This window comes from Cellulomonas sp. PS-H5 (assembly GCF_019265565.1).
Taxonomy (GTDB): domain Bacteria; phylum Actinomycetota; class Actinomycetes; order Actinomycetales; family Cellulomonadaceae; genus Cellulomonas.
The window spans coordinates 1-20,405 of sequence record NZ_JAHVCI010000050.1 but is presented as its reverse complement, the minus strand read 5'-3'; the positions used below and the strand labels follow the sequence as shown (position 1 = coordinate 20,405).

The window sequence follows — 20,405 nt, the reverse complement described above, 5'->3', positions numbered from 1 at the left end:
TCAGTCGTCGGTCGAGGTACCCGGCGAGGTGGAGCCGGGGCGGCTCTGCGCCGAACCGCCGGCCCCCTGGCCGGTGCCGCTCCGCTTCTTCTTGCCCGAGGGCGCCTGGCTCGACCCGGCAGCACCGGCGGGCTTCCCGCCCGTCGCGGAGCCCGACCCGGACGCCTTGGGCGTCCCGCCCTTGCTCGCCGTGCCGGCAGCGGGACCGCCGGCCTTCGCCGCGCCGCCCGTCGTGCCCGACGTCGGAGCCGGGGCGCTGCCCGTCGCCGCACCCGAGGTGCCGGCGGGCCGCTGCTTCTTCGCGCGCGCCTTGCCCACGGGCTGCTGCCGCTGCCCGCCGACCGGCTTCTCCTCGATGGTGAGGGTGTCGGACTCCTCGATGGAGAGGCCCTTGTGCGACGCCTTCTTGGCCTGGCGTGCCTTGAGCGCCGCCTCGGCCTGCGACCCGGGCGCCGGCATCTTCCGGATCGTGTAGAACTGCTGACCCATCGACCACAGGTTGGTCGTGGTCCAGTAGATGAGGACACCGATCGGGAAGTTCACGCCGGAGAAGGCGAAGATCAGCGGGAAGACGTACATGAGCATCTTCTGCTGCTGCGCCATCGGGCCCTCGAGGGCGGCCGGCGGCATGTTCTTCATGGTGAGCTGGCGCTGCGTCGTGAAGGTCGTGAGGGACATCGCGACGACGAGCAGGATCGTCACCCAGCGCACGTTCGCCGCGGAATCCCCGAACTGGGCGGCGTTCATGAACGTCGCCGACAGCGGCGCGCCGAAGATGCTGGCGCTCTCGGCCTGCGCGGCGAGCTCCTGGGTCAGCGGGCCGAGGTTCGCGCGGGGGTAGTCGCCGGCCGCCAGCTGCGGGAGCGAGTTCAGCACCCGGAACAGGGCGAAGAAGATCGGCGACTGCGCGAGGATCGGCAGGCACGAGGAGAACGGGTTGGTGCCGTGCTTGCGGTACAGCTCCATCGTCTCGCGGCTCATGGCCTCGCGGGACGCCGGGTCCGTCTTCCCCTTGTACTTCGCCTGGATCTTCTTCATGTCCGGCGCGAGCATCTGCATGCCGCGGGACGCCTTGATCTGCTTGAAGAACAGCGGGATCAGGATGATCCGCATCACGATCACGAGGCCGACGATCGAGAAGCCCCACGCGGCACCGCCGGCCGGGTCGAGGCCCAGCCAGGTCAGCAGCGAGTGGAACTGCACCATGATCCAGGCGACCGCGACCATGATCGGGTACAGGATGTTGTCGAACCAGGACATCGTGGACTTCTCCAGGTGGTCAGTGCGCGGCGGCGACCGCGTCGTGCGGGTGTCGACGGTGCGACCCCGCCGGTGGAACGTCGTCGACGCCGCCCGGGTTCCACGGGTTGCAGCGCAGGATCCGCCAGACCGCCAGCCGCGTGCCCCGGATGACGCCGTGCCGCTCGAGGGCGATCACGGCGTACGCGGAGCACGACGGGTAGAACCGGCACGTCGGCGGAGTGAGCGGGGACAGGAAGCGCTGGTACCCGCGGATCAGCAGGACCAGCACGCGGCGCGGCAGCCGCACCGCGGCGCGCACGGCCCGGGCGACGGCACCGCGCTCCCCCCGCTCGGCGGTCATCGGGACGCGCCCGGGGCGGGAGCGGCCCGCTCGGCTCGGCGCCGGGACGCGGTCCGCAGCGCCCCGTCGAGCTCGCGCCCAAGCGTGGCGTAGTCGGCCTCGGCGGCGGGCGCGAGCGCACGCACCACCAGGTCCGCGTCCGCCGGCAAGGTGCCGAGCCGTTCGGTGGCCAGGGCGCGCAGCCGCCGCTTGACCCGGTTCCGGGTCACGGCGTTGCCCACGCCCTTGGACACGACGAAACCGACCGCCGGACCAGGTCCGGGGTCGGTTCGCGTCACGAGGTGCACCACCAGCGTGCTCCGCCCGGCGCGCGCACCGCCACGCACGGCCCGCTCGAAGTCGGCGGACCGGCGCATCCGGTGCGCGGCGGGCAGCACCGCGTCGGGTGGGTCAGGCCGACAGCTCGGCGCGACCCTTGCGCCGGCGGGCGGCGAGGATCGCGCGGCCGGCACGCGTCCGCATGCGCAGACGGAAGCCGTGGGTCTTGGCGCGACGCCGGTTGTTCGGCTGGAAGGTCCGCTTGCTCACGATGGTCTCCAAGTACTTCGGTACATCGGCCGACGTCCGGCCAGGTCTCGGTGCCCGTTGCTCGACTGCTCCGGTACCCACGTCATCGGACGCGGCCGACGTCAGGGCACGCCAGCAGGAGCCATCTCAAGGCTGGTCAACGTTACGTCGCCCGCGCGCATGGGTCAAACCGCGAGGCCCGCGGCCCGGGGTGGATCGGGCCGTCCCTCTCCCGCGCGGTCGGGGCGGCTACTAGCATCGTCCCCCGACGCGTCCCGCAGCAACCCGGTCCCCACCCCGTGGACAGAGCCGGTGAGCCCTGTGGACAGCGCCGCACCCGGACCCCCGGTCGAGCCACGGCGAGCCCGAGATCCTGCGTGATCCACCGTCACGCACAGGTGTGGACAAGTCTGTGGACACGTCACCGGGGCGTGCGACACTCGACCACGCGACTCACGACGGCAGCGAGGTACAGGTGTCAGGACAGGACGATCAGCTCACGCAGGTCTGGTCGGCCGCGATGGCGCAGCTCGAGGTGAGCCCCGACATCACGCCGCGCCAGCTCGCCTTCGTGCGCCTGGCCAAGCCGCTCGGACTGCTCGACGGCACGATGCTGCTCGCGGTCGGCAACGACCTCACCAAGGACTACCTGGAGACCCGGGTCCGCCAGGAGGTCTCCGACGCGCTGGCGGCCGCGCTCGGCCGCGACGCCCGGTTCGCGATCACGGTCGACCCGTCGCTCGAGACCGGCGACGCCGGGCTCGCGACCGCCCCGCCGGCCCGCGGGCCGGAGTCCGGAGCCACCCCGGTCGTCGCCCACGCCGCCACCGGCCACCCGAGCACCGGGGACTCGGCCCAGGTCGAGCCGGCCCGCGCCGAGCCGTTCCGCCGCGAGCCCGCCGGCCCCACCCCGAGCGTCGAGCCCGCGCGGCTGAACCCGAAGTACCTGTTCGAGACGTTCGTCATCGGCTCGTCCAACCGCTTCGCGCACGCCGCGGCGGTCGCGGTCGCCGAGGCTCCGGCCAAGGCCTACAACCCGCTGTTCATCTACGGCGACTCGGGGCTGGGCAAGACCCACCTGCTGCACGCGATCGGCCACTACGCCCGGAACCTCTACCCCTCGGTGCGCGTGCGCTACGTGAACTCCGAGGAGTTCACCAACGACTTCATCAACTCCATCTCCGAGGGCAAGGCGGGCGCGTTCCAGCGCCGCTACCGCGAGGTGGACGTGCTCCTCATCGACGACATCCAGTTCCTGCAGGGCAAGGAGCAGACGATGGAGGAGTTCTTCCACACGTTCAACACCCTGCACAACGCGAACAAGCAGATCGTGCTGACCTCCGACCTGCCGCCCAAGCAGCTCAACGGCTTCGAGGACCGGATGCGCTCGAGGTTCGAGTGGGGCCTCATCACGGACGTCCAGCCGCCGGACCTCGAGACCCGCATCGCGATCCTGAGGAAGAAGTCGGCCAACGACAAGCTCCAGGCGCCGGACGACGTGCACGAGTACATCGCGTCGAAGATCTCGACCAACATCCGCGAGCTCGAGGGCGCGCTGATCCGGGTGACCGCGTTCGCGAACCTCAACCGGCAGCAGGTCGACCTGTCGCTGGCGGAGATCGTCCTCAAGGACCTGATCACCGACGACGACCAGGCGGACATCACCGCGACGGCCGTCATCGGCCAGACCGCGGCGTACTTCGGCCTGACCATCGAGGACCTGTGCGGCTCCTCGCGGTCCCGGGTGCTGGTGACGGCCCGGCAGATCGCCATGTACCTGTGCCGCGAGCTCACCGACCTGTCGCTGCCGAAGATCGGCCAGGCGTTCGGCGGCCGCGACCACACGACGGTGATGCACGCGAACCGCAAGATCCGCGAGCTGATGGCCGAGCGCCGCTCGATCTTCAACCAGGTCACCGAGCTGACCAACCGGATCAAGCAGGAGAGCCGCGGCTGAGCCCCGGCCCGGCACCCCGCAGCACCTCGACGACCCGCCCCGGCACCGGCCGGCGGCGGGTCGTCGTCTTCTCGTGCCCGCAGGGCGCAGCAATCAGGCCTGGGACGAATGTGCACACCTGTGGACACGTCTGTGGAAACCGGTGGACGACCCCCAGGATTCGTGTGGACGGATCCTGCGGTCACGGTGGACGGAGAAGGACGCCTGGAGCACTGTCCACGTCCGACGGCGTCGTCCCCAACCGGTCCACAACCGTCGTGCACACCGCGCTCGGACCGCTGACCTGCACGAAGACGCATCATCCCCAGAGTGCACAGAAGCGACGATGACGACGACTGATCCCTAGAAGAGAGATCCACAGCCCGTCAGTGCCCTGCCGGGCCGACCGATGACCGACCGGACCGACCGACGACCGCTCCGGAGACGGAGGCCAGGACGAGCCGGCCTGTGCACGACCTCCGAGGCCCGGAATCCTTCGCCCAGCGCCGTCGTGCGCAGGACCCACGGGTTTGCGCCGTCCGACGCGGCCGCGCGGGCACCGCTCTCGTGCCGTCCTGGCGAACGTTCCGGGCCCCTCGCAGCCGTCCACAACCCGTCCCGGCTTCGGTACCGGAGCCCTGGTCACTCGCGTAGTGTTCGGGGCGACCCCTGCCCTCCCACGGCCGGGGTCGTTCAGCACCGCACGGGATCCCCGCGATCCCCCAGACCGAGAGGGTGGGGCATGAAGTTCCGCGTCGAACGTGACGTCCTCGCAGAAGCCGTCACGTGGATCGCTCGCAGCCTGCCCACCCGCCCGCCGGTCCCGGTGCTCGCCGGCGTCCGCATCGAGGCCGAGGCCGACGGCACGCTCCGCCTGGCCTCCTTCGACTACGAGGTCTCGGCGCGCTCGGAGATCCCCGCGGACGTGAGCGAGCCCGGCACGGTGCTGGTGTCGGGTCGCCTGCTCGCCGAGATCTCCCGCGCGCTGCCGAACAAGCCGGTCGACGTGCAGCTCGACGGCACCAAGGTGTCGGTCACCTGCGGCGCGAGCCGGTTCACGCTGCTCACCATGCCGGTCGAGGACTACCCGCAGCTCCCGGCGATGCCCGCGCTCACGGGCACGGTGAACGGCGACGAGATGACCCGCGCCGTCGCCCAGGTGACGGTCGCCGCCAGCCGCGACGACACCCTCCCCCTGCTGACCGGCGTGCGTGTCGAGATCGAGGGCGAGAAGGTCACCCTGCTCGCGACCGACCGGTACCGCCTGGCGCTGCGCGAGCTCCGCTGGCACCCGTCCGACCCGGGCGTCTCCGAGGTCGCGCTGGTCCGCGCCCGCACGCTGTCCGACGCCGCCAAGTCGCTCGGCGCCTCCGGCTCGGTGAACGTCGGCCTCGCCACCGGGCAGGGCGTCGACCTCATCGGCTTCGAGGCCGGCGGCCGGCACACGACGTCGCTCCTCGTCGACGGCGACTACCCGGCCGTGCGCCGGCTGTTCCCGGACGAGTCGCCGATCCACGCGGTCGTGAACACCCAGCTGCTGGCGGACGCCGCCAAGCGCGTCGCGCTCGTCGCGGAGCGGAACACCCCGATCCGCCTGACGTTCACCGACGGCCAGGTCGTGCTCGACGCCGGCCAGGGCGACGACGCGCAGGCGTCCGAAGCGCTCGAGGCCACGCTGGTCGGCGAGGACATCGCCGTCGCGTTCAACCCCCAGTTCCTGCTCGACGGCCTGGGCGCCCTGACGACGTCGTTCGTGCGGCTGTCGTTCACGCACCCGAACAAGCCGGTCGAGTTCACCGGCCAGGAGTCGCTCGAGGGCGAGGACCTCAAGGAGTACCGCTACCTGCTGGTCCCCATCCGCTTCGCGTCCTGACGCGAGGGCGCGCCCGGTCACGGCCGGGCGCGCACCGGGTGTGACCTGCGAGACGAGCCCACCGGTCGTCAGCACCCTCGTCGCCGCAGGAGAATGGCGGGCGACAAGGACGCCGCGGGACGCGAAGCCGTCCCGGCGGCGGTCGGGCGAGGAGAGGTGGAGCGATGCGGATCGGCCTGGTGGGTCTGGGCAGGATGGGCGCGAACATGCGCGACCGGATGCGGAACGCGGGGATCGAGGTCACCGGCTACGACCGGAACCCCGAGGTCTCCGACGTCGCGTCGCTGGCCGAGCTCGTCGAGGCGCTGCCCGCCGGCGAGCGCGTCGTGTGGGTCATGGTTCCCGCCGGCGCCGTCACGCACTCCGTGATCGAGGAGCTCGGCGGCCTGCTGGCCGAGGGCGACCTGGTCATCGACGGCGGCAACTCGTACTTCGGCGACGACAAGGGCCACGCCGAGCAGCTGGGCGCGAAGGGCGTGCACTTCCTCGACGTCGGCGTCTCCGGCGGCGTCTGGGGCCTGGCCAACGGCTACGGCCTCATGGTCGGCGGCGACGCCGCGCAGGTCGAGCGCGTCATGCCGGTGTTCGACGCGCTGCGCCCCGAGGGCCCCCGCGAGGAGGGCTTCGTGCACGCGGGCGCCGTCGGCGCCGGGCACTACGCCAAGATGGTGCACAACGGCATCGAGTACGGCCTCATGCAGGCGTACGCCGAGGGCTACGAGCTGCTCGCCGCCAAGGACATCGTCACCGACGTCGCCGGCACCATGAAGGCCTGGCAGCGCGGCACGGTCGTCCGTTCCTGGCTGCTCGAGCTGCTGGTCAAGGCGCTCGAGGAGGACCAGGCGTTCGAGGCGATCGACGACTGGGTCGCCGACTCGGGCGAGGGCCGCTGGACCGTGGACGAGGCGATCGAGGCCGCCGTCCCGCTGCCGGTCATCACGGCCGCGCTGTTCGCCCGGTTCCAGTCCCGCCAGGAGCAGTCCCCCGCGATGAAGGCGGTCGCGGCGCTGCGCCAGCAGTTCGGCGGCCACGCGGTGAAGGCCGCGGGCGCCCCCATCTCCGGCGACGCCCCGTCCGGCGTGCGCTCGGAGGGCTGACGCCCCGCCGATGTACGTCTCGCACCTGTCCCTGACGGACTTCCGGTCGTACCACCAGGTCGACCTCACCTTCGAGCCCGGGATCACCGCGCTCGTCGGGCCGAACGGGCAGGGCAAGACCAACCTCGTCGAGGCGATCGGCTACGTCTCGACGTTCTCCAGCCACCGCGTGCCGACCGACGCCCCGCTCGTGCGAGCCGGGGCGTCGGCGGCCGTGGTGCGCTCGCGCATCGTGCGCGCGCAGGACGACGGCTCGGAGCGTGCGCTCGTCATCGAGGCGCAGCTCGGCTCCGGCCGGTCGAACCGCGTGAAGCTCAACGGCGCCCCGTCCCGGGCCCGCGACGTGGTGGGTGCCCTGCGCTCGGTGCTGTTCGCGCCCGAGGACCTGGCGCTCGTCAAGGGCGACCCGGACGGGCGCCGACGGTTCGTCGACGACCTGGCGGTGCAGGTGACGCCCCGGCTCGCGGGCGTGTTCTCCGAGTACGACCGGGTCGTGAAGCAGCGCACCGCCCTGCTCAAGTCCGCTGCCGGGTTCCGGGGGTCCCGGTCGAACCTCGACCTCAGCACCCTCGACGTCTGGGACGCCAAGCTCGCGGAGCTCGGCGCGCACGTCATCGTCGCCCGGCAGGCCGTGGTCGCCGCGCTCGACCCCTACGTCGGGGACGCGTACGAGCGGGTGAGCGACGGCCAGGGCGCCGCGCAGGTCGGCTACCGGTCCTCCCTCGCTGCGGCGCTGGCCGGCGCGGACGCCGACCGCGACACGCTGCCGCCCGTCGCCGGGCCCGCCCAGCCCGGGGCCGACTCCGCCACGCCCGCCCGCGCCGTCGAGGCCCAGATGCTCGAGGCGTTGGCCCGGGTCCGGCCCAAGGAGCTCGAGCGCGGGGTCTGCCTGGTCGGCCCGCACCGCGACGACCTGGTGCTCACGCTCGGGGACCTGCCCGCCAAGGGGTACGCGAGCCACGGCGAGTCCTGGTCCGTCGCCCTGGCCCTGCGGCTCGCGTCCTACGAGCTGCTGACGAACGGCCCGCGGCCCGGCACGACCGAGGACGCCGCGCAGCTGTGGGTCGCGGACTCAGGGCCGGACGGCGAGCCCGTGCTCATGCTGGACGACGTGTTCGCCGAGCTCGACGCGAAGCGGCGCGAGCGGCTGGCCGAGATGGTGGCCGGCGCGCGGCAGGTGTTCGTCACGGCGGCGGTCCCGGGCGACGTGCCCGAGCGGCTGGCCGGCTCGCGCTACGACGTGCTGGCGTCGGAGGTCGCCCGTGTCGCCTGACGACGTGCCCTTCCCCGGGGGCACCGAGGCCGCCGACCGCGGTCCCGCGACGGCCCCGGACGCGGATGACGCCCCGACGTTCGACCCCGCCGTCCCGGTCTCCGAGCAGCTCGAGGTGACGCCGGCCGCCCAGATGGCCCGGCTCTCGCTGGCCCGGTTCCGCTCGGTGGCCCGGTCGAAGGGCTACCGCCCGGGCCAGGCGCCCCGCGCGCGGTCGCCGCTCTCCCCCGCGGAGCTCGGCGGCGCCGGCGTGCACCCGCGCGACCCGCTGACCGTGTCCGCGACGATGGCCTCGCTGTTCCGGGACCGGGGCTGGGTGCAGGAGGTGTCGGTCGGCGGGGTCGTCGGCCGGTGGCGCGAGGTCGTCGGGGACCAGATCGCCGACCACTGCACGCCGGAGACCTTCACCGAGGGGGTGCTGGTCGTCCGGACCGACTCCTCGGCGTGGGCGCAGCAGCTCAAGATGCTGGCCCCGCAGCTCGTCCGGCGGATGGCGGAGGACGTCGGCGAGGGCGTCGTGAAGGACGTGCGGGTGCTCGGCCCGCAGGGGCCGGGGTTCGGCAAGGGCCGCCGCTCCGTGAAGGGCCGCGGGCCCCGGGACACCTGGGGCTGACCGGACGGCGGCTTCCCCGCGCGACGACGCGGCAGAGCGCGTCCACAGGCAGGGCGGTTCGCAGGGGTTTCCGGCGCGGGGCCGGGTACACTGGGAATCGACATCTCTGGCGCGTCTGCGCCGGTCCAGGACGCACGATCTCCGTCGTCGTGGAGTGATCCGCCCTCCCGCGCGGAGGACGGCCGCCTCCGCCGCGTGTGAGAACTGAGGAGCACCACCGCCCGTGGCTGACCAGAGCCCCTCCACCGGACCTGATTCCTCCGCACCCGGGGGGACGGTGAACGGGACTCCCGCCTACGACGCGTCCGCGATCACCGTGCTCGAGGGCCTCGAGGCGGTCCGCAAGCGTCCCGGCATGTACATCGGCTCCACCGGCGAGCGCGGCCTGCACCACCTGGTCTACGAGGTCGTCGACAACTCCGTCGACGAGGCCCTCGCCGGCTACTGCGACCACATCGAGGTCACGCTGCTCGCCGACGGCGGTGTCCGCGTCGTCGACAACGGCCGCGGCATCCCCGTCGCGATCCACCCCACCGAGGGCCGTCCGACGGTCGAGGTCGTCATGACGATCCTGCACGCCGGCGGCAAGTTCGGCGGCGGCGGCTACGCCGTGTCGGGCGGCCTGCACGGCGTCGGCATCTCCGTGGTGAACGCCCTGTCCACCAAGGTGCAGACCGTCGTCAAGCGCGACGGCTACACCTGGGAGCAAGACTTCGCGGACGGCGGCAAGCCGAACGGCGAGCTCCGCAAGGGCGAGGCCACCGAGGAGACCGGCACGTCGCAGACGTTCTGGGCGGACCCCAGCATCTTCGAGACCGTCGAGTACGACTTCGAGACGCTGCGCTCCCGGTTCCAGCAGATGGCGTTCCTCAACAAGGGCCTGCAGATCTCGCTGACCGACGAGCGCCCGCAGCACGGCGACACCGAGGACGAGGTCGCCGGCGACGACACCCCCGCCACGGACGTGCCCGCGGCCCGGACCGTGACCTACAAGTACGACGGCGGCCTGGTCGACTACGTGAAGCACCTGAACTCGGCCAAGAAGGTCGACCTGGTGCACCCCGACGTCATCGACTTCGAGGCCGAGGACACCGAGCGCAAGATCTCGGTCGAGGTCGCGATGCAGTGGACCAGCGCCTACTCCGAGTCGGTGCACACCTACGCGAACACCATCTCCACCACCGAGGGCGGCACGCACGAGGAGGGCTTCCGCGCGGCGATGACCTCCCTGGTCAACCGCTACGCGCGCGACAAGGGCATCCTCAAGGAGAAGGACGACAACCTCACGGGCGACGACATCCGCGAGGGCCTCACCGCCGTCGTGTCGATCAAGCTGGGCGAGCCGCAGTTCGAGGGCCAGACCAAGACCAAGCTGGGCAACACCGAGGCCAAGACCTTCGTGCAGCGCGTGGTCAACGAGCAGTTCGGCGACTGGCTGGACTCGCACCCGAACGAGGCCAAGGACGTCATCCGCAAGGCCATCCAGGCGTCCCAGGCGCGGCTCGCGGCCCGCAAGGCCCGCGAGGCCACCCGCCGCAAGGGCCTGCTCGAGTCCAACTCGATGCCCGGCAAGCTCAAGGACTGCCAGTCCAACAACCCGGCCGAGTGCGAGATCTTCATCGTCGAGGGCGACTCCGCCGGCGGCTCGGCCGTCCGAGGCCGGAACCCGCAGACCCAGGCGATCCTCCCGCTGCGCGGCAAGATCCTCAACGTCGAGCGGGCGCGCCTCGACCGCGCGCTCGGCAACGCCGAGGTCCAGGCGCTGATCACCGCGTTCGGCACCGGCATCGGCGAGGACTTCGACCTGTCCAAGCTGCGGTACCACAAGATCGTCCTCATGGCCGACGCCGACGTCGACGGCCAGCACATCCGGACGCTGCTGCTCACGCTGCTCTACCGGTACATGCCGGAGCTGATCCTCAAGGGCCACGTCTACATGGCGCAGCCCCCGCTGTTCCGCATCAAGTGGTCGAACGCGCCGCACGACTACGTGTACTCGGACCGCGAGCGGGACGCCGTGCTCGCCGACGGCCAGGCCAACGGCAAGCGGATCCCGAAGGACAACGGCATCCAGCGGTACAAGGGTCTCGGCGAGATGGACTACTCGGAGCTCTGGGAGACCACCATGGCGCCGGAGCACCGCACGCTGCTGCAGGTCACGCTCGACGAGGCGGCGGCCGCGGACGAGATCTTCTCGGTGCTCATGGGCGAGGACGTCGAGTCCCGCCGCTCGTTCATCCAGCGCAACGCGCGCGACGTGCGGTTCCTGGACATCTGACCGCGCCCTGACCCTCCGCACGACCCCGGCGCACGCCGCGCGCCGGGTCCGTCCCACCGAAGGACCCTGACCTGTGACTGAGCTGACCGGCGACAACATCGAGCACGGCCGCATCGACCAGGTGGACCTGCAGCTCGAGATGCAGCGGTCCTACCTGGACTACGCGATGGCTGTCATCGTGGGCCGCGCGCTCCCGGACGTCCGCGACGGCCTCAAGCCGGTGCACCGCCGCGTCCTGTACGCCATGTACGACGGCGGCTACCGGCCCGACCGGCAGTTCTCCAAGTGCTCCCGCGTCGTCGGCGACGTCATGGGCAAGTACCACCCGCACGGCGACACGGCGATCTACGACGCCCTGGTCCGCCTGGTGCAGGACTGGTCGCTGCGGTACCCGCTGGTCGCCGGTCAGGGGAACTTCGGCTCCCCCGGCGACGACCCGGCCGCCGCCCCGCGGTACACCGAGTGCAAGATGGCGCCGCTGGCCATGGAGATGGTCCGGGACATCGACGAGGACACCGTCGACTTCCAGGACAACTACGACGGCCGCACCCAGGAGCCGTCGATCCTGCCCTCGCGGTTCCCGAACCTGCTGGTCAACGGCTCCGCCGGCATCGCGGTCGGCATGGCGACCAACATCCCGCCGCACAACCTGCGCGAGGTCGCCGAGGGCGTCCGCTGGCACCTGGACAACCCCGAGGCGTCCAAGGAGGAGCTGCTCGCCGCGCTGCTCACCCGCGTGAAGGGCCCCGACTTCCCCACCGGCGCCACGATCCTCGGCCACCGGGGGATCGAGGAGGCGTACCGGACGGGCCGCGGCTCGATCACGATGCGCGCCGTCGTCGAGGTCGAGGAGATCCAGGGCCGGATCTGCCTCGTCGTCACCGAGCTGCCCTACCAGGTCAACCCGGACACCCTGGCCAAGAAGATCGCCGACCTGGTGCGCGAGAACCGCGTCCAGGGCATCGCGGACATCCGCGACGAGACCTCCGGCCGCACCGGCCAGCGCCTCGTCATCGTGCTCAAGCGCGACGCCGTCGCCAAGGTCGTGCTGAACAACCTGTACAAGCACACCCAGCTGCAGGACACGTTCGGCGCCAACATGCTCGCGCTGGTCGACGGCGTGCCCCGCACGCTCAGCCTCGACGCGTTCATCCGGCACTGGACCACCCACCAGCTCGACGTCATCGTCCGACGGACCAACTTCCGGCTGCGCAAGGCCGAGGAGCAGATCCACATCTACCGCGGCTACCTCAAGGCGCTGGACGCGCTGGACGAGGTCATCGCGCTCATCCGCCGCTCCCCCGACGCCGACGAGGCGCGCTCCGGCCTGATGGCGCTCCTGGACATCGACGAGGTCCAGGCCAACGCGATCCTCACCCTGCAGCTCCGCCGTCTGGCCGCCCTCGAGCGCCAGCGCATCCTCGACGAGTACGCCAAGCTCGAGCAGGAGATCCTCGGCTACCGGGCGATCCTCGAGTCCCCCGAGCGCCAGCGCGGGATCGTGCGCGAGGAGATGGACGAGATCGTCGACAAGTACGGCGACGAGCGCCGCACGACGATCCTGCCCTTCGACGGCGAGGTGTCGGTCGAGGACCTCATCGCCGAGGAGGAGATGGTCGTCACCATCACCCGCGGCGGCTACGCCAAGCGGACCCGCTCGGACAACTACCGGGCCCAGCGCCGCGGCGGCAAGGGTGTGCGCGGCGCGCAGCTGCGCGAGGACGACATCGTCGACCACTTCTTCGTGACGACGACGCACCACTGGCTGCTGTTCTTCACGAACCTCGGCCGCGTCTACCGGGCCAAGGCGTACGAGCTGCCCGAGGGCGGCCGCGACGCCAAGGGCCAGCACGTCGCGAACCTGCTCGCGTTCCAGCCGGGCGAGAAGATCGCCCAGGTCCTGGACCTGCGCGACTACGAGCAGGCCGAGTTCCTGGTCCTCGCGACCAAGCGCGGCCTGGTCAAGAAGACCCGGCTGGCGGAGTACGACTCCAACCGCTCCGGCGGCGTCATCGCGATCAACCTGCGCGAGGACGAGGACGGCCTGCCCGACGAGCTGGTGTCGGCGCGGATCGTGGACTCGGTCAACGACCTGATCCTGGTGTCCCGCAAGGGCCAGTCGCTGCGGTTCACCGCGACGGACGAGGCGCTGCGGCCGATGGGCCGGGCCACGTCCGGCGTCACCGGCATGAAGTTCCGCGCCGACGACGAGCTGCTCGCGATGGACGTCGTCCGCGAGGAGGCGTTCCTGTTCACGGTGACCCAGGGCGGCATCGCCAAGCGCACCGCGCTCACCGTGGAGAACTACCGGGTCCAGGGCCGCGGCGGCCTCGGCATCAAGGTCGCCAACCTCCCCGAGGCGAACGGCGACCTGGTCGGTGCGCTGGTCACGGACGCGGACGACGAGGTGCTGGTCATCATGGAGCGCGGCAAGATCGTCCGCTCCGCGACCTCCGAGGTGAACGCCACGGGCCGCACGACCCAGGGCGTGATCTTCGCCAAGCCCGACAACGGGGACCGGATCATCGCGGTCGCGCGGAACATCGAGCGTCACCTCGGTGACGAGGCGGGTACCGTGGGTGAGTCGGGCGAGCCGGACGTGACCACGTCCGCGGCCCTCGAGGACACCAGCGCCACCACAGCTCCGGACGCCCCGGTGGCTGACGAGACCTCCGAGGAGGACGCGTGACCGACACGCCTCCGTCGATCCCGCCCCGCAAGGGCGACGCCGGCGACAAGCCGACCGGCCGCACCGCCACCGAGCAGGCCGAGCGGGCGACCGCACCGACCGCGAAGAAGGCGCCGGCCGCGGCCTCCCCCGCGGCCAAGGGCCCGGCGGCCAAGGCCACGCCGGCCGCCACCCAGGGCGGGTCCGCGCGCACGTCCGCCGCCGCGGCGACGACCACCACGCAGGAGCCGGTCCGGCCGGCTGCGGCCGCGGGCGGGTCGTCGACCGCCGGTACGGCGGCAGGTGCCGCTGCGGGCACCACCACGCCCAAGCCCGGGGCCGGCAAGGCCGGCGCCACCGCGGCGCGGCCCTCCGGGACCTCCGCGCTCGGCGGCTCCGGCCCGCGCCGGGTGCGGCTCGCGGTCTCGCGCGTCGACCCGTGGTCGGTCATGAAGCTGTCGTTCCTCATGTCCGTCGCGATCGGCATCATGATCGTCGTCGCGACCGCCGTCGTGTGGATCACGCTCGACTCGCTGCACGTCTTCGCGACGATCAACGACCTCGTCACCGAGATCCTCGCCGACTCGAACATCGACCTCATGCAGTACGTCGAGTTCGACCGGGTGCTCTCGATCGCCACGCTGGTCGCAGTCGTGGACATCTTCCTCATCACGGCGCTCGCCACCATCGGCGCGTTCCTGTACAACATCACCGCCGCGCTGGTCGGTGGCGTGCACGTCACCATGACGGACGAGTGACCCCCGGTTTGGGCGGGACGCCCCGGCTGGGGTAGTCTCGTCCGGCACGCCAGCACGCTGGCGTGCGGAGGGCCTATAGCTCAGACGGTTAGAGCGCTTCCCTGATAAGGAAGAGGTCAGAGGTTCAAGTCCTCTTAGGCCCACTCCCGAAGCCCCGTGGAGGAATCCATGAAGAAGCTGCTGCTCCTCGTGGCGGTCGCCGCCGCGGGCTACGTCCTCTGGACGCGGTACGCCGCCGAGCGCGACGACCGCGACCTGTGGGCCGAGGTCACCGACTCGGTCGAGTAGACCTCCGCTCCTCTCCGCCGCCGCCTGCCGCGCGGCCGGAACCCGGCCGTCCCGCCCGCGGGTGGGACAGCACGGGGCCATGGCGCAATTGGTAGCGCACCTGCTTTGCAAGCAGGGGGTTAGGGGTTCGAGTCCCCTTGGCTCCACCAGCACGATCGGCGACGGCCCGGTACCCCAGGGGTTGCCGGGCCGTCGTTCTGTCCGGTGAGCCACGGTCTGCGTGACAGAGGCTGCCGACCACTCGTGTCGACGAACCTCGCCGGCGTCCTGACTCCGGGAGGCACGTGATGCGCGCGGGCGTGGTCGCCGGGACACAGTCGGCAGGCGCGACCTCCTTGCCGGCGACTCCACCCGCGTAGAGCGCGACCGTGCCGACTCTCGCGCGGGGAGGCTCAGAAGGCGCGTGCCATCGCGGTGACAACGTTCGCGGTGATCTGCCACAGCGCCTGACCGTCGGAGATCGCCGACACCACCTTGAGCACGGTGTCCACGGCGGATGGCTTGTTGTCAGCCCTGATGGCCGCGACGACGGCGTCGGCGATCCCCCGCGCACCGTCCTGCGCAAGCGCTGCCGCGATGTGCTCAAGCTGCTCCGTGCTGAGTGACGAGATGGATGCGCGGGTGTGGGGACCCAGTGCCCGTCCGATGCCGGCTGCGACGGAGCGTTCGTCGTACTCGCGTCTCGCCAGGATGACCCTGGTCGGTGCGAGGCAGAGGAAGCGTGCGGCTTGCATCGACCACTGGTCGCTGTATCTGACGACGACCGAGCCCCGCTGGATCAGCTCGGTGACGACGACGTAGGCCTGGTGAGCGTTGAGGCCGCGAGCCCGCCAGTAGCCGCCGACGGGCACCTCGGCGCCCGGCTCGTGCGTGGTCGCGTAGAGGGCGGCGAGGAAGGCCTGAGACTCGAAGTCGATCTTCGCGGGGTCCAGCGCTCCTCGGGTGTGCCGGTGCCGGGCGATCGCCGTGTGCAGCAACCATGCTGCCACGGCAACGGCTCCGAGACCTGCGCCTACGAGTACTGCGAGCCAGTAGTCACTCATGTCCGTCTCCTTGCTCTACGGCCGGTGCACACAGCGGTAGCTGTGTGTGGTGACCGTATTGCGAGGGCCTGACATTCCGGGAGATATGTACGTAAACGAGTGAAATGCCCCGATCAAATGCCGTATATGTCCAGGTTCGGCCAGGCGCGGTCATCGATCCTGCACGACGACGGCCCGGCACCCTCGCGGGTGGCCGGGCCGTCGTCACGGCGTGCTGGAAGGGCTCAGGCGGGCGTGGAACCCTCGTCCGTGCCCGTCGTGCCCGTCGTGCCCGTCGTGCCCTCGGCGGCCGTGTCCGGCTTCTTCGGCGCCGCGCGGCGCGGGGTCGCCTTCTTGGCCGCCTCGGTGACCTTCTCGGTCGCGTCGGCGACGCGCTCCTCGGCGGCCTCGCGGACCTCCGCGACGCGCTCGGCGGCCTTGTGGGTCGCCTCGCGACCACGGGCCACGGCCTCGCCGGCGGCCTGGCCGACCGCGTCGGCGGCGTCGCCCGCGCGGGCGCGGAGCTGGTCGGCGGCGGGGGCCTCGGGCTCCCACGGCTCGGCCCACGGGTCGGTCGTCGTGCGCGAGCGGGTCCATGCGAACACCGCGGCACCGGCGCCGAGGATCGTGGCGAACAGGAAGAAGCGCTTGGCGCCCTTGTGCTGCTTCTTCTCGGCCGCCTTCGCCGCGGCGGCGGCAGCGGCGGTCGCCTTCGCGGCCTGCTTCTTCGCCTTGCCCGAGCCGGTCTCCACGACCTGCTCGACCGTGGCGCCGGCGCGCTCGGCCGCCTCGTTCACGGCCTGCACGAGCTTGGGCAGCAGGTCGTCGACGAGCTTGTCGTGCGCCGTGTCGATGACGGGGCTCGCCTTGACGGCCGCCTTCTCCACGCGGGGGGCCGCGGCCTTGACGCTCTCCTTGTACAGGTGGTCGATGCGCGGGATCAGCCACTCGACGGCGGCCTCCACGCGGGGCTGCGTCCACTCGATGGCGTGTCCGGCGGCGCCCTTGGCGGCGACCGCCGCCTCGCCCGCCTGCACCTTCGCGGTGGCGGCGAGCTTGCCGGCGCCGTCCGCGGCCTTGCTGCCCGCGTCCGCGAGGGCGGCGCCGACGTCGGCGGCCTGGCCCTTCAGGCGCTCGGACGTCAGGTGGTCGGTGACGGTCTCGATCTTGCTCCGTCGGGTCAGGAAGGCCATGTCCACACTCTCCTGCTCGGGCTGGTCAGGTGGCTCCCCACTCTGCCACCGTCCGGCCTCCCGCGCAGGTGGCAGCGCTGTGTTCGTCCGGGGAGAACACCGGTTCCTCACCCGGCCGACCCACACGTCCGCGTGACAGGATGGCGGGCATGCACGCGACCCTGCACACGAACCGTGGCGACATCCGCCTGGAGCTCTTCGAGAACCACGCCCCGAAGACCGTGGAGAACTTCCGCGGCCTCGCGACCGGTGAGAAGGAGTGGACCGACCCGGCGACGGGCGAGCCGCGCACCGGCTCCCCGCTGTACGACGGCGTCATCTTCCACCGCGTCATCGACGGCTTCATGATCCAGGGCGGCGACCCGCTCGGGCGTGGGACCGGCGGCCCCGGCTACACCTTCGACGACGAGATCCACCCCGAGCTGCGGTTCTCCGAGCCGTACCTGCTCGCGATGGCCAACGCCGGCCTCCGCCGCGACCCGATCACGGGCCAGGTGGGCGGCACGAACGGCTCGCAGTTCTTCATCACCGTGACCGAGACGCCGCACCTCAACGGCAAGCACACGATCTTCGGCAAGGTCGTCGACGCGGAGAGCCGCGCCGTCGTGGACGCGATCGCCACCACCCGCACCCGCCCGGGCGACCGCCCGGTCGAGGACGTGGTGATCGAGTCGGTCTCGTTCGAGTCCTGACGCCTCGATGACCCAACCGCAGCCGGGCCCTGCGCCCACACCCCCGCCCGTCTGCCCGCGGCACCCCGACCGCATCGCCTACGTGCGGTGCCAGCGGTGCGGCCGGCCGACCTGCCCGGAGTGCCAGCGCCCGGCTGCGGTGGGCATCCAGTGCGTCGACTGCGTGCGCGACGCGCAGCGCCAGCAGCGTCCGGCGCGGACCGCGTTCGGCGGCCGCGTCACCGGCGGGCGCCCCGTCGTCACGCTCACGCTGATCGGGCTGTGCGTCGTGAGCTACGTGCTCCAGCTCACGAGCGACACCTGGACCCGGGACCTCGCGTTCGCGCCGTTCATCGGCGAGGCCGAGCCGTGGCGGTTCCTCACGGCCGCGTTCCTGCACTCGACCGGCAACATCGCGCACATCGCGTTCAACATGATCGCGCTGTGGTCGGTCGGCCCGTTCCTCGAGGCCTCGCTGGGCCGGTGGCGCTTCCTCGCGCTCTACCTGCTGAGCGCCGTCGGCGGCTCGGTGATGGTGCTGCTGCTGGCCTCGCCGGTCGAGCTGTCCTGGGTGACCGGCGTGGTCGGCGCGTCGGGGGCCGTGTTCGGCCTCTTCGGGGCGGTCCTGGTCGTCCTGCGCCGCGTGGGGCGGTCGGCGGGCGGCATCGTCGCCGTCATCGCCATCAACGCCGTGCTCGGCTTCGTCCTGCCGGGCGTGGCCTGGCAGGCGCACCTCGGCGGCCTGCTCGTGGGCGCCGCGCTCGGCGCTGCCTTCGCCTACGCCCCGCGGGAGCGGCGGACGCTCGTCGCGGTCGGGTCGTGCGCGGCGGTCGCCGTCCTGCTGGTCGGTGCCGCCGTGGTCACCTACGCGGGGGTCTAAGGCCGATCCCCAACGATGCTCACAGGTGTGGAATTACACCGGTGTAGTTATCCACAGGGTTGTGCACCGCTGGGGACAGGGCCGCCGATCGCGCCGATCTGCCGCGGATTCACCGGGGGACGGGCTGGGGACAACCGGGCCCTGCCTGGGGACAGCGGTCGGGGACCGCGCCGCGCGGCGCAGCCGGCACGCGGTCGGCGGGCGCGCACCGGGGTCGGGGCCGGGCAGCGTCGCCGTCCGGCCCGGCCCCGACGGCCCGGTCACTTCCAGCGGGTGGCCATCCCGAGGCCGACCAGCGCGAACGCGAAGCCGATCGCGAGGTTCCACGACCCGATCCCGGGGATCGGGAAGTCGAAGTTCGTCAGGTAGGTGACCACGATCCACACCAGGCCGACGATGAGCAGGCCGCCGAGCACGGGCACGAACCACGGCGGGTTGACCGTGGGGCCGGACGAGCGCTCGGCGGGCGCGGTGTAGTGCGACTTCTGCCGCGTCCTGGACTTGGGCACGGGATGCTCCTGACGTCGACCGTCTTGCTCGGCGGATCCGGCCCGCGCCGCGCTGCGGACGCGCGCGCGGAGCCGCGTGGACGTGGCCTAGCGTAGTGGCGGAGAACCGAGGGGGATGAGCGTGCCCGAGCAGCACTCTGAGCGTCGGGCCCACGGGGTCCACGCGGCGCCGGCAGCGCCGGACGACCCGGGCGCGCCCGGGGCACCGTCCGCAACGCCCGGCGCACCCGCCGGAGCCTCGTCGCCCGCCCAGCCGTCGGCCCGGCTGCGCGCCGCGCGCGAGCACGCGCAGCACCGCATCCAGCGGCACCGCCGGGGTCGCGCGCTGCGCGGCACGCTGTCGATCGGCCTGGTCATGGCGCTGGCGGGCGCGCTGTTCACCGCGAACGCCCGGCTCGCCAGCGGGACCGACACCCGGCAGCCGCAGGACCTCGCCGGGCTCCAGGCCAACGAGGACGTCCGCCGCGAGCGACTCGCCGACCAGGTGGCCGCGCTGCGGTCCGAGGTCGACGCCCTCACCCAGACCCAGACCGACTCGGTGGGCCTCGAGTGGCAGTCGGCCGGCGAGGCGTTCGACATCGCCTCCGGCAAGGTGGCCGTGACGGGGACGGGCATCACCGTGAGCCTCGACGACGCCCCCGCGGACGGGCCGCGGCCGGCCGGCGCCGGCCCGGACGACCTCGTCGTGCACCAGCAGGACCTCCAGGCGGTCATCAACGCCCTGTGGGCCGGGGGAGCGGAGGCGATGGCCCTCATGGACCAGCGCGTCATCTCCACCAGCGCGTTCCAGTGCATCGGCAACGTGCTGTCGCTCCAGGGTCGCCGGTACTCGCCCCCGTACGTCGTCACCGCCGTGGGCGACCCCGAGGAGCTGCTCGACGCGCTCGCCGGGGACCCCGCCGTCCGCGCCTACCGGTCCTGGGTGGACGCCGTCGGGCTCGGGTACCAGGTCACCCGCCCCGAGCAGGGCGTGCAGGTGCCCGCCTACGATGGCTCGGTCGACATGCGGTACGCCAGCGTGCCGTCCGGCACCGAGGTCCTCCCGGGTCTCGTCGCCGACGGGAGCACCGCCACGAGCACCGGGGCGGGCCCCGCCGCGCGTCAGGAGGACACCGAGGGATGAGCGGGACCGAGATCACCCGGCCCGACGCGGACGGCCGCGACGCCGGCCCGGGCGGGTCCGGCGCGCGCGGGTCCGGCGCGCGCGGGTCCGGCGCGGGCGGAGGGCGGCGCGCG

General features: G+C 72.2%; 19 protein-coding genes and 2 tRNA genes. 14 read left to right on the top strand and 7 right to left on the bottom strand.

What is annotated here, in order from left to right; all coding sequences use genetic code 11:
* The 4 genes from yidC to rpmH are packed head-to-tail and all read right to left on the bottom strand — an operon-like array spanning nucleotide 1 to nucleotide 2,131.
* Nucleotides 1–1,260, bottom strand: a complete 1,260-nt coding sequence (yidC, locus tag J5O08_RS16340) for a membrane protein insertase YidC (RefSeq protein ID WP_218707947.1) — start codon at nucleotides 1,258–1,260, stop codon at nucleotides 1–3.
* A 19-nt stretch (nucleotides 1,261–1,279) separates the two neighbouring features.
* Nucleotides 1,280–1,603, bottom strand: coding sequence for a membrane protein insertion efficiency factor YidD (gene yidD / locus J5O08_RS16335; RefSeq protein WP_218707946.1), 324 nt, complete (start codon nucleotides 1,601–1,603; stop codon nucleotides 1,280–1,282).
* Entirely contained in the window at nucleotides 1,600–1,980 is a 381-nt protein-coding gene (gene rnpA, locus J5O08_RS16330; protein ID WP_217614327.1) for a ribonuclease P protein component, read from the bottom strand. Before rnpA ends, yidD begins: the two co-directional genes overlap by 4 nt.
* 13 nt (nucleotides 1,981–1,993) lie before the next feature.
* Nucleotides 1,994–2,131 carry a 50S ribosomal protein L34 gene (gene rpmH, locus J5O08_RS16325; protein ID WP_010849920.1) on the bottom strand — a complete coding sequence of 46 codons (138 nt, stop codon included), beginning with the start codon at nucleotides 2,129–2,131 and terminating at the stop codon, nucleotides 1,994–1,996.
* A gap of 499 nt (nucleotides 2,132–2,630) precedes the next feature.
* Between rpmH and dnaA the strand changes: the two genes are divergently transcribed.
* The 11 genes from dnaA (at nucleotide 2,631) to J5O08_RS16270 (ending at nucleotide 15,043) form a co-directional block, all read left to right on the top strand.
* Complete coding sequence (gene dnaA / locus J5O08_RS16320; RefSeq protein WP_217614398.1) at nucleotides 2,631–4,067, top strand: chromosomal replication initiator protein DnaA; 1,437 nt, start codon at nucleotides 2,631–2,633, stop codon at nucleotides 4,065–4,067.
* Nucleotides 4,068–4,788: 721 nt separating this feature from the next.
* Nucleotides 4,789–5,919 (top strand): DNA polymerase III subunit beta, encoded by a 1,131-nt coding sequence (gene dnaN / locus J5O08_RS16315; RefSeq protein WP_147795083.1) that lies wholly within the window; start codon nucleotides 4,789–4,791, stop codon nucleotides 5,917–5,919.
* Between the two features lie 164 nt (nucleotides 5,920–6,083).
* Nucleotides 6,084–7,016, top strand: coding sequence for a phosphogluconate dehydrogenase (NAD(+)-dependent, decarboxylating) (gene gnd, locus J5O08_RS16310; RefSeq protein WP_218707945.1), 933 nt, complete (start codon nucleotides 6,084–6,086; stop codon nucleotides 7,014–7,016).
* A 10-nt stretch (nucleotides 7,017–7,026) separates the two neighbouring features.
* Nucleotides 7,027–8,289 (top strand): DNA replication/repair protein RecF, encoded by a 1,263-nt coding sequence (recF, locus tag J5O08_RS16305; RefSeq protein ID WP_218707944.1) that lies wholly within the window; start codon nucleotides 7,027–7,029, stop codon nucleotides 8,287–8,289.
* Between the two features lie 4 nt (nucleotides 8,290–8,293).
* Nucleotides 8,294–8,902 carry a DciA family protein gene (locus J5O08_RS16300; RefSeq protein WP_308281669.1) on the top strand — a complete coding sequence of 203 codons (609 nt, stop codon included), beginning with the start codon at nucleotides 8,294–8,296 and terminating at the stop codon, nucleotides 8,900–8,902.
* Between the two features lie 277 nt (nucleotides 8,903–9,179).
* Nucleotides 9,180–11,180 (top strand): DNA topoisomerase (ATP-hydrolyzing) subunit B, encoded by a 2,001-nt coding sequence (gene gyrB, locus J5O08_RS16295; RefSeq protein ID WP_308281668.1) that lies wholly within the window; start codon nucleotides 9,180–9,182, stop codon nucleotides 11,178–11,180.
* Between the two features lie 73 nt (nucleotides 11,181–11,253).
* Nucleotides 11,254–13,869, top strand: coding sequence for a DNA gyrase subunit A (gyrA, locus tag J5O08_RS16290; RefSeq protein WP_217614331.1), 2,616 nt, complete (start codon nucleotides 11,254–11,256; stop codon nucleotides 13,867–13,869).
* On the top strand, nucleotides 13,866–14,606 hold the full coding sequence (locus tag J5O08_RS21720; RefSeq protein ID WP_308281667.1) for a DUF3566 domain-containing protein: 741 nt from the start codon (nucleotides 13,866–13,868) through the stop codon (nucleotides 14,604–14,606). Before gyrA ends, J5O08_RS21720 begins: the two co-directional genes overlap by 4 nt.
* Before the next feature lie 69 nt (nucleotides 14,607–14,675).
* Nucleotides 14,676–14,749: transfer RNA gene (locus tag J5O08_RS16280), tRNA-Ile, on the top strand.
* Between the two features lie 25 nt (nucleotides 14,750–14,774).
* Entirely contained in the window at nucleotides 14,775–14,894 is a 120-nt protein-coding gene (locus J5O08_RS16275) for a DLW-39 family protein (protein ID WP_218707942.1), read from the top strand.
* A 73-nt stretch (nucleotides 14,895–14,967) separates the two neighbouring features.
* Nucleotides 14,968–15,043, top strand: a tRNA-Ala gene (locus J5O08_RS16270).
* Nucleotides 15,044–15,286: 243 nt separating this feature from the next.
* Here J5O08_RS16270 and J5O08_RS16265 read toward each other — a convergent pair.
* The gene (locus tag J5O08_RS16265; RefSeq protein WP_218707941.1) at nucleotides 15,287–15,937 is read right to left on the bottom strand and encodes a hypothetical protein; all 651 of its coding nucleotides are present in this window, start codon (nucleotides 15,935–15,937) and stop codon (nucleotides 15,287–15,289) included.
* A gap of 224 nt (nucleotides 15,938–16,161) precedes the next feature.
* Complete coding sequence (locus J5O08_RS16260; protein ID WP_218707940.1) at nucleotides 16,162–17,109, bottom strand: hypothetical protein; 948 nt, start codon at nucleotides 17,107–17,109, stop codon at nucleotides 16,162–16,164.
* A 149-nt stretch (nucleotides 17,110–17,258) separates the two neighbouring features.
* Between J5O08_RS16260 and J5O08_RS16255 the strand changes: the two genes are divergently transcribed.
* Together J5O08_RS16255 and J5O08_RS16250 are read left to right on the top strand one after the other, a co-directional pair.
* Entirely contained in the window at nucleotides 17,259–17,801 is a 543-nt protein-coding gene (locus J5O08_RS16255) for a peptidylprolyl isomerase (RefSeq protein ID WP_147795090.1), read from the top strand.
* A gap of 163 nt (nucleotides 17,802–17,964) precedes the next feature.
* Nucleotides 17,965–18,660, top strand: coding sequence for a rhomboid family intramembrane serine protease (locus tag J5O08_RS16250; RefSeq protein ID WP_308160862.1), 696 nt, complete (start codon nucleotides 17,965–17,967; stop codon nucleotides 18,658–18,660).
* Between the two features lie 260 nt (nucleotides 18,661–18,920).
* Here the strand turns inward: J5O08_RS16250 and J5O08_RS16245 are convergent, their stop codons facing one another.
* Nucleotides 18,921–19,169, bottom strand: a complete 249-nt coding sequence (locus tag J5O08_RS16245) for a cell division protein CrgA (protein WP_218707939.1) — start codon at nucleotides 19,167–19,169, stop codon at nucleotides 18,921–18,923.
* A gap of 121 nt (nucleotides 19,170–19,290) precedes the next feature.
* Between J5O08_RS16245 and J5O08_RS16240 the strand changes: the two genes are divergently transcribed.
* Nucleotides 19,291–20,292, top strand: coding sequence for a DUF881 domain-containing protein (locus J5O08_RS16240; protein ID WP_308281666.1), 1,002 nt, complete (start codon nucleotides 19,291–19,293; stop codon nucleotides 20,290–20,292).
* Nucleotides 20,293–20,405 lie beyond the last annotated feature (113 nt).

Excerpts from the sequence above, each read along its gene's own strand:
- J5O08_RS16260 (WP_218707940.1), bottom strand. The coding sequence starts at position 17,109 with ATGGCCTTCCTGACCCGACGGAGCAAGATCGAGACCGTCACCGACCAC.
- dnaN (WP_147795083.1), top strand. The coding sequence starts at position 4,789 with ATGAAGTTCCGCGTCGAACGTGACGTCCTCGCAGAAGCCGTCACGTGG.
- J5O08_RS16275 (WP_218707942.1), top strand. The coding sequence starts at position 14,775 with ATGAAGAAGCTGCTGCTCCTCGTGGCGGTCGCCGCCGCGGGCTACGTC.
- J5O08_RS16265 (WP_218707941.1), bottom strand. The coding sequence starts at position 15,937 with ATGAGTGACTACTGGCTCGCAGTACTCGTAGGCGCAGGTCTCGGAGCC.
- J5O08_RS16255 (WP_147795090.1), top strand. The coding sequence starts at position 17,259 with ATGCACGCGACCCTGCACACGAACCGTGGCGACATCCGCCTGGAGCTC.
- recF (WP_218707944.1), top strand. The coding sequence starts at position 7,027 with ATGTACGTCTCGCACCTGTCCCTGACGGACTTCCGGTCGTACCACCAG.
- gnd (WP_218707945.1), top strand. The coding sequence starts at position 6,084 with ATGCGGATCGGCCTGGTGGGTCTGGGCAGGATGGGCGCGAACATGCGC.
- yidD (WP_218707946.1), bottom strand. The coding sequence starts at position 1,603 with ATGACCGCCGAGCGGGGGGAGCGCGGTGCCGTCGCCCGGGCCGTGCGC.
- dnaA (WP_217614398.1), top strand. The coding sequence starts at position 2,631 with ATGGCGCAGCTCGAGGTGAGCCCCGACATCACGCCGCGCCAGCTCGCC.
- yidC (WP_218707947.1), bottom strand. The coding sequence starts at position 1,260 with ATGTCCTGGTTCGACAACATCCTGTACCCGATCATGGTCGCGGTCGCC.